Below are 11,217 nucleotides of genomic sequence, written 5' to 3'. Positions count from 1 at the left end.
TACAACAGTTAGCGCCTTATGCGCTTTGATGGGCGTCATTTTCGCCATTCGAGTTACAATCTCGATACATCGTTAAGTAATGCAAAACAAGTTAAAGCGATAAGTACCATCGCACCTACCTTAAACCCCAACTCTTGTGTCTTTTCAGAGACTGGTTTTTTGCGAATTAGTTCAATTATGTAATACATTAAATGCCCACCATCTAAGACAGGCAGAGGCAATAAATTAAAAACACCAAGGTTCACACTAATTAATGCCAAAAAGCTCAAAAACGCAACAATACCATAACTAACACTGTTTCCAGCACCGACCGCAATACCGACCGGACCACTCAAGTTCTTTACTGATACTTGTCCGCTCAGTAAATTGCCAATCATGTCAAAACTTAAACGGATTAAATCAAAAGTTTTCTCAGCGCCCAGCACCATACTATCCCAAGGGCCATAATGTCTAGTTTCGATATAACCATCAGGCCATTTTTCGAGTAACGGAACGACCCCCAAGAACCCTTGCAATGTGCCATCATCAGCTCTGCGTTCATGCGGCGTTATTTCTAAACTTTGATTAATTGTATTTCTTTCAATACTTAAAGTGAGGTTTTGATTAGCAGAAGACTGAATTATCTGCACAAATTGCTGCCAATCCGATAGCGGCTGATTATTAACAGCCAGCAACGTATCATTGACTTTTAACCCCGCTTGTTGCGCTGCCGAGTTATCTGCAATATGCCCCAAGGTTAACGTCAATGCGGGTCTAAATGGGGTAATACCAATCGCATGAAGAGGAGCTTCGTCTTGTTTATCAAGCTTCCAGCCATTGACATTAATTTTTCTGATCGCTATTTGTTGCTGTGCATCTTGAACTTTGACTTCTATGTACTCTTCACCCAAATGGCTCATAAGGCTAAAGGTAACATCCTGCCAAGTCTCCACCTCTTTATCAGACATCATTAAAATATGATCGCCACTTTGCACGTTAGCCATTGCAGCCCGAGAATTCACCTGCACTTCACCAACAACAGGTTTCGCACTTTGTACTCCTATCATGTACATCACAGCAAGCACTAAAATCGCAAATAGAAAGTTTGCAAGTGGCCCAGCAGCCACAACCGCTATACGTGATAATACCGGCTTATTATTAAATGCAAGGTGCCGTCTTTCAATGGGCACATCATCAACACGTTCGTCGAGCATTTTGACATACCCCCCGAGCGGGATCATTGCAATCACATACTCAGTACCTTGCTTGTCATACCAACGACAAAGCGGTTTCCCAAACCCGATAGAAAAGCGAAGTACTTCTACTTTAGCCCTACGCGCTACCCAAAAATGACCATACTCATGTACTGTGACCAAAATACTTAAAGCAACAATAAATGAGGCAAGATTCCAAAAAAAATCAAACATTACTTATGTGCTCCACGACTTCACGAGCGAGCTGCCTTGTTTGAGCATCAAGCGCCATAATTTCATCAATAGTACCTAAAGAACCTAATATTGATTTATCAAGTACTTGTGAATTAACACGATAGATATCGCAAAAGCCAATTTGTTTTTTCAAAAAGGCTGCCACGGCTATTTCATTAGCAGCATTAATTACGGTTGTAGCCGCTTGCCCTGATTTACACGCATCGATAGCCAATTTTAAGTTTGGATAGCGCGCAAAATCAGGTTTAGTAAACGTAAAATCTGCAATCGATGCAAAATCTAAAGGCTCAACACCCGCATTTATACGCTCAGGGTAGGCTAAGCCATAAGCAATTGGCGTGCGCATATCAGGTTGGCCCATTTGCGCGATAATAGAGCCATCGTTGTATTGAACCATTGAGTGGATCATACTTTGTGGATGGATCACCACATCAATATCCTCCGCTTGGCACGCAAACAACCATTTGGCTTCTATGAACTCAAGCCCTTTATTCATCATAGTTGCAGAGTCTACCGAAATCTTCTGCCCCATAGACCAGTTTGGATGTGCAACTGCTTGCTCAACCGTCACCTCTTTTAGGCTATTTATGTCACGTGTTAGAAACGGACCACCAGAACCCGTCAATAGGATTTTACTGACCCCAAATTGATTTAACCCTTTATTTGTATCTTGCTGCAAAGCGTGAGGTAAACATTGATAAATAGCGTTATGTTCACTATCAATAGGCAATAAAGTTGCACCATGGCGCACTACTTTATCCATAAATAATTGCCCTGACATCACCAAAGACTCTTTGTTGGCCAGTAACACCTTCTTACCTGCTTCCACTGCCGAGAGCGTGGGAAGAAGCCCTGCTGCACCAACAATCGCAGACATCACAATATCAACATCGGTATGAGCAACAATATGCGCCATTTCTTGAGCACCACAAAGTACTTCAGTGCGTGTGTGTTTTAGATGCTCTTTAAGGGCTCTAGCCGCGTGCTCACAGTCCATGATGGCAAATTTGGGGTTATGTGTTAAACACAACTTCGTCATTTGCTCAACATTTTGGCCTGCAACCAATGCATACACTTGATAACGCGCTGCATTACGTGCAATTACATCTAGCGTAGACAAACCTATAGAGCCGGTTGCGCCGAGAACAACTACCTGCTCTGTTGGGTTCATAGGGTCACCGTCCATGCGTAACATAATGCAAAAATTGGCGCTGCAGCCGTCAAACTATCAATCCGATCTAAAATACCACCGTGCCCTGGTAAGCAAGCCCCAGAATCTTTTAGACCCACTTCACGTTTAAACATACTCTCAAGTAGGTCTCCAATTGCAGAAAATAACGCGATAACGATGGTTATGGCACCATAAACAGGCCATAATTTTTGTTCAACCTGAGCAAAGTAGCAAAATATCACGACAAACAACACCGCCGTTATAACACCACCAACTAAGCCTTCAATGGTTTTATTTGGACTCACATTTGGCATCAATTTATGCTTGCCAAAATTCTTACCCGCAAAATAAGCGCCAATATCAGCACTCCATACAATACCTAACACAACCATTATCAGTGTCGAGCCATACTGCTGAGCTTGCTGGTATTCAGCACTGCGTAAAACATTCAATGCAAGCCATAAGGGGACTAACGTTAATAAACCAGCAACGGCTCGCATAATCATGCCTTCGTTCCAAGCTTTTGCCTTACTGGGGTATTTAAAAACCAAAAAGGTCGCAACTAGCCACCACGCAAAAGCAAGCGTGAATACATAATTGGCATCTGCTTGCAACTTACCAGCTTGCCAAAGTGACGTTATGGGCCAATGCCAATGCAACGATAGCAAAACTGCGGCCATTAAGGCGACAAAACCACCGCGTTTTTTGGCGCAAGATAGGCCCATAAACGCTGACCACTCCCATGCGCCAAGCAATACAATTGCAGCTGCAATAAAACTAAATAGTGCTAAAGGTGTATAGAACACCAACAGCATTGCCAGTGGTGCAAGCACCGCTGAGGTTAAAATTCGTTGTTTTAGCAAATTAATTTACCTTTAACTTGTTATTTTTGGCGCGGCGAGTAGTTGTTTTATTTGATCGCCAGTGCAGCCAAAGCGCCTTTCTCTAGATACATAACATGCAATTGCCTCTGCAAACGCTTCGTCATTGAAGTCAGGCCATAAAGTATCTGTAAAATAAAGCTCAGCATAAGCTGCTTGCCAAAGCAAAAAGTTACTTATTCGGTAATCGCCACCGGTACGTATAAGTAAATCAAGTTCGCTTTGGTTTGCCATAGTAAGATTTTTTGACAGTTCCTCTTCCGTGATTTGCTCGGGTGCTAAAGTTCCATCAGCTACTTGTTTTGCCAACTTTTGTGCCGCTTGAGTTATATCCCAGCGACCTCCGTAGTTCGCAGCCACATTAAGTTTTAGTCCAGTATTTTCACTCGTCAACTGATGTGCGGCGCCCACACGCTCTTGCAGCGAGCTGGGAAAGCGCTCCAAGTCCCCTATAACCGCTAACTTTACGTTGTTTTTGTGTAGTTTTTTCACTTCTTTTGTAAGAACCAATAAAAATAGCTCCATCAGTGTGCTGACTTCATCTTCAGGACGTCGCCAGTTTTCACTACTAAATGCAAAAAGCGTCAAAGACTCAACCCCTAACTTTGAGCAGAACTGAACAGCATTTCGAACTGAGTCTACCCCCTTTTTGTGTCCGTATGTGCGAGGTCTATTGCGTGACTGTGCCCAACGGCCATTGCCATCCATTATGATGGCAATATGCCTTGGCAAAGACTGCTGTGAAATCGTTTCAGCGTTTAAAACCATAATCCCGATTTAGATAAAAAAAAACGCCGCCTAGTATACCCTAGACGGCGTTGCAAAACTAATAAATTTACCAGCACCTATTGGCCTTTTTGGGTTGAACAAACTTCAACCCAAAAGATAAACTGCTCTTTTATTAGATTTCCATCAACTCAGCTTCTTTTGCACTCAGTTGAGTATCCATTTCTTTAATAAACTTATCTGTTAGCTTTTGAATTTCGTCTTCTGCTTGACGTGCTTCATCTTCAGAAATGTCTTTTTCTTTTAGTAAAGATTTAATATCACCATTTGCATCACGACGAATATTACGAACAGCAACACGACCACCTTCAACTTCACCGCGTACTATTTTGATAAGGTCTTTACGGCGCTCTTCAGTAAGTGGCGGCAATGGCACACGAATAATGGTGCCTGCAGACATTGGGTTTAAACCCAAATCTGATGACATAATCGCCTTTTCTACGGCTTGGGCCAACGCCTTATCAAATACACTAATCGTCAAGGTACGTGAGTCTTCTGTTGATACATTCGCGACCTGATTAAGGGGAGTATCTGCGCCATAATAAGAAACAGTGATCCCATCTAAAAGAGCTGGGTGAGCACGGCCAGTACGGATTTTAGATAATTGGCTACCAAGTGCTGCTACACTTTTTTGCATGCGCTCCTGCGCATCTTTTTTAATATCGTTAATCACAATTCAATCCTAGTCTTAACTAATTATTCCGAGGCTGCAGAAGAGATTAACGTGCCCTCTTCTTCGCCCATAATAACGCGTTTCAACGCGCCTGGTTTGTTCATATTAAATACGCTCACCGGCATATCATGGTCACGGGCAAGCGTAAATGCCGCTAAATCCATCACCTTTAATTCTTGATCAATCACTTCATTATACGTCAAATGACGATAAAGCGTGGCTTCTGGGTTTTTAACCGGGTCGTCATTAAATACACCATCAACCTTGGTTGCTTTAATCACTGTATCGGCTTCAATTTCAATACCGCGTAAACATGCTGCAGAGTCGGTTGTGAAAAATGGGTTACCAGTACCTGCAGAGAATATCACTACACGGCCTGATTTTAACAAGCTAATTGCTTCTGCCCAGTTGTACGCATCACAGACACCATTTAACGGAATTGCCGACATTAAACGACAATTAACAAAAGCACGATGTAATGCATCACGCATTGCAAGTCCGTTCATAACGGTTGCTAGCATACCCATATGGTCACCAACAACGCGGTTCATACCCGCTTCGGCAAGCGAACCACCACGTAAAAAGTTACCACCACCGATAACTAAACCCACTTCTACGTCGAGCTCTACAAGTTCTTTGATTTCTTGCGCCATACGATCCAACACTTTTGGATCGATACCAAAGCCTTCATCTCCCATTAAAGCTTCACCGCTTAATTTAAGAAGAACGCGTCTAAAAACAGGTTTTCGATTGATAGTCATATTTTCCGGGCCATTTGTGAAAGTGAGATAAAAAATAACCGCGCTTATGATATTCATAAATGCGCGGCTATTTTAAAGAATTTTCAGCATCGAAGCAAAAGCAAATTGACGATTAACCTTCGGTATTTACTTTTGCGACTGAACAAACTTATTCGCCTTTTGCAGCAGCGATTTGTGCAGCAACTTCTGCAGCGAAGTCTTCTTCTTTCTTCTCGATACCTTCACCAACTTCTAAACGAATGAAGTTAGATACTGTTGCGCCTTTCTCTTTAAGAATTTCGCCAACAGATTTTTTAGGTTCCATGATGAAAGCTTGACCAGTAAGAGAGATCTCACCAGTAAACTTCTTCATACGGCCGATAACCATTTTCTCAGCGATTTCAGCAGGTTTACCTTCATTCATAGCGATGTCGATTTGTACCGCTTTTTCTTTTTCAACTACGTCAGCTGGCACATCTTCAGGGTTTACGAACTCAGGCTTAGACGCAGCTACGTGCATCGCAACGTGCTTAAGTGTTTCTTCGTCAGCTTCACCGGCAACAACAACACCAATACGCTCACCGTGACGGTAATTAGCTAAGTTTGCACCGTCGATGTACTCAACGCGACGAACGTTGATGTTTTCACCAATTTTAGCAACTAGTGCAACACGCGCTTCTTCAAACTGTGCTTGTAATTCAGCAATTGTTGTTTTAGATGCAGCAGCAACTTCTAGTACAGAGTTAGCGAACGCTAGGAAGTTTTCGTCTTTAGCAACAAAGTCAGTCTGACAGTTAACTTCTAATAATGCAGCGAAACCTTCGCCTTCTTTGATAAGGATTGTACCTTCAGCAGCAATGTTACCTGCTTTTTTAGCAGCCTTTGCAGCACCGCTCTTACGCATGTTTTCAATCGCCAGCTCAATGTCACCATCAGTTTCAGTTAGCGCTTTTTTACAATCCATCATGCCAGCGCCAGTACGCTCGCGTAATTCTTTTACTAGGGCAGCAGTTACAGCCATTAGAATATCCTCAAATATGAAATCTGTTTTAGGGAAGCGGAATAACCGCTCTTCAAGAATATCAAGTCTTCACCTTATTTAGATGAAGACTTGATGACAGCTAATTACTCAGCTTCTACGAAATCATCGCTTTCAGCTTGAACAACGATGTTGCTTTCACGACCTTCAGTGATAGCAGTTGCTACAGCGCCAGTATAAAGCTGGATAGCGCGGATAGCGTCGTCGTTACCAGGGATGATGAAATCAACACCATCTGGGTTCGAGTTAGTATCAACTACAGATACTACTGGAATACCTAGGTTGTTAGCTTCGCGAATTGCGATGTGCTCGTGGTCAGCATCGATAACGAAGATAGCGTCAGGAAGACCGCCCATATCTTTGATACCGCCAAGGCTCTTTTCAAGCTTTTCCATTTCACGAGTTAGCATTAACGCTTCTTTTTTAGTCAGTTTCTCGAAAGTACCGTCTTGGCTTTGAGATTCAAGGTCTTTAAGACGCTTGATTGATTGACGAACTGTTTTCCAGTTAGTCAACATACCACCTAACCAACGGTGATTTACGAAGTACTGATCACTTTGAAGAGCTGCTTCTTTAACTGCTTCGCTTGCAGCGCGCTTAGTACCTACAAAAAGAATTTTACCTTTGTTAGATGCTGTGTTCTGTAAAAAACGAAGTGCATCGTTAAACATTGGAACTGTTTTTTCTAGGTTGATGATATGTACACGATTACGAGCACCGAAGATGAAAGGCTTCATCTTAGGATTCCAGTAACGAGCTTGGTGACCGAAGTGAACACCTGCCTGAAGCATATCGCGCATTGAAACGTTTGCCATTTTAATTTCCTCTAATTGTTTAGGGTTAAGCCTCCACATATCCCATAGCACCAACATGCTTAGTAAATTACCAAGACATGCACCCAAGTGTATGTGTCGATATGTGTGTGTGTTAGTATGAATAATGTGTTTGCCTTAACTACAAACAACCTCGTAAGATATATTTGTAAAAAGACGGCGCGCTTTATACCATATAAAAGAGCATAACTCAACGAAAAGCACAAAATTTGTGCGCTGTTGCTAACTTAAAAAACCGACTTGGAGTCTCAATGAGTGCAGTGATAAAAACCCCTGAAGAAATCGAAAAGATGCGTATTGCCGGGCGTTTAGCCGCAGAAGTATTAGAAATGATTGGGCCTTATGTAAAGCCTGGGGTCACCACAGATGAGCTAAATACTATTTGTCATGATTATATTGTAAATGAACAAAAAGCGGTGCCTGCCCCGCTCAATTATCATGGTTTTCCAAAGTCTATTTGTACCTCAGTTAACCACGTAATTTGCCATGGTATTCCAAACGATAAACCGCTAAAAGCGGGTGACATAATCAATATCGATGTAACTGTCATTAAAGATGGTTATCACGGCGACACATCAAAAATGTTTTATGTGGGTGAGCCATCTATTCAAGGTAAGCGTCTGAGTGAAATCACACAAGAAAGTCTTTACCTTGCCATTAAAATGGTTAAACCTGGAGTGCGCTTGGGTGATATTGGTGCTGCCATTCAAAAATATGCTGAAGGCTTTAAGTACTCAATTGTACGCGAGTACTGTGGTCATGGTATCGGTAAAGAATTTCATGAAGAGCCACAAGTGATGCACTACGGCAAGTCAGGTACTGGTGAAGCGTTACAGGCAGGGATGTGCTTAACCATCGAACCTATGGTTAATGCAGGCAAACGCCAGTGTAAGCTGTTAAAAGACGACTGGACTGTTGTGACTAAAGACCGTAGTCTATCTGCCCAATGGGAGCATACATTATTGGTCACTGACAATGGCGTAGAAATCCTCACTTTGCGCAGTGATGAAACCATTGAACGCGTGATTGAACACTAGGAGCCTTCGGTGGCACTGCCTAATAAAGTAAAAAAGCTGCTCGATGATGCCGAGCAGCTCTGCGAATTAAAAGATTGTTCTGTCTATTTCTATAAATGGCTAAACAACGAATTCTCTAAACAGCCAGTACGAAATCTGATCAATGCACGTGCAGAATTCATTGACCGCTTATTGATCAAACTATTTAACGAAACTGGCCTTGCACATAATCCAGAAATAGCTTTAATAGCCATTGGTGGATATGGCCGTGGTGAGCTACACCCCTATTCTGATATTGACTTTTTATTACTTGTGCAGTCCCCTCCTGATGAACAACTACAAGTAAATTTAGAGACTTTTGTCACTTTGCTGTGGGATCTTAACCTTGAGATTGGTCACAGTGTTCGCACCCACGAGCAGGTGTTAGAACAAAAGCAACAAGACGTTCACTTTACCACCAGCCTACTAGAAAGCCGCTTGATCTGCGGTAATCATGTTGAATTTGAACGCTTGAAAAGCCATATCGTTGAAACACCAATTTGGCGCTCCGATGACTTTTTTATTGCGAAAGTTAATGAGCAAAAAGTACGCCATAAAAAATGTCATGGTACGGCCTATAACTTAGAACCAAATATCAAAGAAAACCCTGGTGGCTTGCGCGACTTGCAAACGATTTTCTGGGTCGCAAAAAAGCATTTCCATGCCGAAACGCTTGAAGAAATAATCAGTCACGGTTACCTCACTCATGAAGAATATCAAGAACTGTTAGAGTGCATAGAAAACTTGTGGAATATTCGTTTTGCGTTGCATTTAGCTGCCGGGCGCAATGAAAACAGATTGCTATTCGACCATCAACCCAACGCCGCCGAGTTACTCGGTTTTGGAGCAGAGGGTAAAGCGTCAGTAGAGCGAATGATGAAGCGACTATTTAGGATCATGAGCCGAGTTCGTGAAATGAACCAAATGCTGCTGTCTTACTTCGAGCAAAGCATTCTTCCTGAATACAAAGAACAAATGCCCGTACCACTTGATAGAAACTTTGAGCGGGTAGGTAATAAGATTCGAGTGAAAGACCCATCGGTCTTTTTTAGGCGTGACCAATTATTTGTGCTGTTTGAGCACATTGCCGAAAAACCTGAAATTGTTAATATTGACCCCAGTACCATTCGTACCATGCGCCAAGTGCGTCGACGGTTATTAGGTGACTTACAAGATTACGCAGGGTGCAGAGATGCTTTTTTACGCCTTTTAAAACACCCAAATGGTATGGGCCGTGCGTTTACATTGATGCACAAGCATGGATTAATCGCGGCTTACTTACCCCAGTGGCGTAACATTTTTGGGCAAATGCAGTTTGATCTATTTCATGCCTATACAGTAGATGAACATACTCACAAGTTAATTAACAATATTTATCAGTACTTTGATAAAACACAACCCAGTAAATTCCCGATCTGCAGTGAAATCGTTACCCGCATGGATAAGCCGGAATTACTATACTTAGCGGCAATATTTCATGATATAGCTAAAGGTCGAGGCGGCGATCACTCAGAGCTAGGAGCTGTAGATGCACTCGCTTTTTGTAAAATGCATGGTTTTACCAATTCGGATGCTCGACTGGTTGCTTGGCTGGTTAAAAACCACCTGCTCATGTCAGTAACCGCACAGCGCAAAGACATTAACGACCCAGATGTTATCAATGAATTTGCGACTCAAATAAAAAATGAGCGTCAACTTGATTACCTGTACTGCTTAACCGTTGCAGATATTCGCGCCACCAATGATAACCTTTGGAATGATTGGAAAAACACACTCTTACGAGAATTATATTTACACGCGCAACGGGCGCTGCGTTTAGGCCTTGAAAACCCGATGGATATGCGCGACCAAATTCGCGATAAAAAGCATCAAGCAAAACAAAGGCTCATCAACAAAGGTTATGAAGAAGAATTTATAGATTTAAGTTGGTCACGTTTTAAAGCAAATTACTTTACGGCTTTTAGCGAGCAGCAAATTTCTTGGCATAGTGAACACTTACTTAAAGCAAAAGACTTAAGCCAAGCTAGTGTAGTGGTGAGTGAAAAGCCAATGCATGGTGGTACACAAGTTTTTGTATATAGCCCGTATGAAGCAACTTTGTTCACCAAACTCGTCAGTGTCATCGGTTCAAAAAAAGCGCAAATCCAACACGCACAAGTGATGACAACAAAAGATGGTTATGTGGTTTTTAGTTTTGTGATTTTAGAAGTAAGTGGTAACCCTGTTGCAAGTACACGCGCAAACTCAATTCGCAGAGGTATTGACGCGGTGCTCCAAGGCCCTAAGAAAAAAATACGACTTAAGAAGAATCGCTCGCAACGGTTTAAAGACTTTAATATCAAACCAAAAATCATTGTTCGCCCACATGCGCGCAGTGATAGGAATCTAATTGAAATTCAAGCGATTGATATACAAGGATTACTAACCAAAATTGCCGAAGTATTTCAAGCCAATTCACTACACATTCATGCAGCTCGAATTACAACGGTGGGCGAACGTGCAGAAGATTTCTTTGTGGTATCAGATGAAAATTATCAAGCTTTAAGCGAAGAGCACAAAGCAGAATTGCATCGTGATTTAATGAAAAAGTTAAACGCAGAATCAGAATAAAA

10 protein-coding genes are annotated in these 11,217 nt (G+C 42.1%); 2 read left to right on the top strand and 8 right to left on the bottom strand.

The window, feature by feature from the left end:
* Positions 1-53 precede the first annotated feature (53 nt).
* The 8 genes from rseP to rpsB form a co-directional block, all read right to left on the bottom strand.
* Positions 54-1,406, bottom strand: a complete 1,353-nt coding sequence (gene rseP, locus OCI93_RS16780) for a sigma E protease regulator RseP (protein ID WP_261626865.1) — start codon at positions 1,404-1,406, stop codon at positions 54-56.
* Entirely contained in the window at positions 1,399-2,598 is a 1,200-nt protein-coding gene (ispC, locus tag OCI93_RS16775) for a 1-deoxy-D-xylulose-5-phosphate reductoisomerase (protein WP_261626864.1), read from the bottom strand. Before ispC ends, rseP begins: the two co-directional genes overlap by 8 nt.
* Positions 2,595-3,461, bottom strand: coding sequence for a phosphatidate cytidylyltransferase (locus OCI93_RS16770; RefSeq protein ID WP_261591809.1), 867 nt, complete (start codon positions 3,459-3,461; stop codon positions 2,595-2,597). Before OCI93_RS16770 ends, ispC begins: the two co-directional genes overlap by 4 nt.
* Before the next feature lie 12 nt (positions 3,462-3,473).
* Positions 3,474-4,247: an isoprenyl transferase gene (locus tag OCI93_RS16765; protein ID WP_261626863.1), complete on the bottom strand. Its 774-nt coding sequence runs from the start codon at positions 4,245-4,247 to the stop codon at positions 3,474-3,476.
* Between the two features lie 133 nt (positions 4,248-4,380).
* Entirely contained in the window at positions 4,381-4,938 is a 558-nt protein-coding gene (frr, locus tag OCI93_RS16760; RefSeq protein ID WP_261591807.1) for a ribosome recycling factor, read from the bottom strand.
* 23 nt (positions 4,939-4,961) lie between these two features.
* A complete protein-coding gene (pyrH, locus tag OCI93_RS16755; protein ID WP_261591861.1) occupies positions 4,962-5,699 on the bottom strand; it encodes a UMP kinase in 738 nt (245 codons plus the stop codon).
* A 148-nt stretch (positions 5,700-5,847) separates the two neighbouring features.
* Positions 5,848-6,699, bottom strand: coding sequence for a translation elongation factor Ts (gene tsf / locus OCI93_RS16750; protein WP_261591806.1), 852 nt, complete (start codon positions 6,697-6,699; stop codon positions 5,848-5,850).
* Between the two features lie 104 nt (positions 6,700-6,803).
* Positions 6,804-7,532: a 30S ribosomal protein S2 gene (gene rpsB / locus OCI93_RS16745; RefSeq protein ID WP_261591860.1), complete on the bottom strand. Its 729-nt coding sequence runs from the start codon at positions 7,530-7,532 to the stop codon at positions 6,804-6,806.
* Positions 7,533-7,759: 227 nt separating this feature from the next.
* Between rpsB and map the strand changes: the two genes are divergently transcribed.
* Both map and glnD read left to right on the top strand, forming a co-directional pair.
* Positions 7,760-8,587, top strand: coding sequence for a type I methionyl aminopeptidase (gene map, locus OCI93_RS16740; RefSeq protein ID WP_261591805.1), 828 nt, complete (start codon positions 7,760-7,762; stop codon positions 8,585-8,587).
* Between the two features lie 9 nt (positions 8,588-8,596).
* On the top strand, positions 8,597-11,215 hold the full coding sequence (gene glnD, locus OCI93_RS16735) for a [protein-PII] uridylyltransferase (protein ID WP_261591804.1): 2,619 nt from the start codon (positions 8,597-8,599) through the stop codon (positions 11,213-11,215).
* Positions 11,216-11,217 lie beyond the last annotated feature (2 nt).

This window comes from Pseudoalteromonas holothuriae, from assembly GCF_945859825.1.
Classification (GTDB): domain Bacteria; phylum Pseudomonadota; class Gammaproteobacteria; order Enterobacterales; family Alteromonadaceae; genus Pseudoalteromonas; species Pseudoalteromonas holothuriae.
Note: the sequence above shows the minus strand (reverse complement) of the source record. Positions and strands in the feature narration are given on the sequence as shown.

Coding starts and splice junctions, on each gene's coding strand:
- rseP (WP_261626865.1), bottom strand. CDS start 1,406: ATGTTTGATTTTTTTTGGAATCTTGCCTCATTTATTGTTGCTTTAAGT.
- OCI93_RS16765 (WP_261626863.1), bottom strand. CDS start 4,247: ATGGTTTTAAACGCTGAAACGATTTCACAGCAGTCTTTGCCAAGGCAT.
- tsf (WP_261591806.1), bottom strand. CDS start 6,699: ATGGCTGTAACTGCTGCCCTAGTAAAAGAATTACGCGAGCGTACTGGC.
- ispC (WP_261626864.1), bottom strand. CDS start 2,598: ATGAACCCAACAGAGCAGGTAGTTGTTCTCGGCGCAACCGGCTCTATA.
- rpsB (WP_261591860.1), bottom strand. CDS start 7,532: ATGGCAAACGTTTCAATGCGCGATATGCTTCAGGCAGGTGTTCACTTC.
- pyrH (WP_261591861.1), bottom strand. CDS start 5,699: ATGACTATCAATCGAAAACCTGTTTTTAGACGCGTTCTTCTTAAATTA.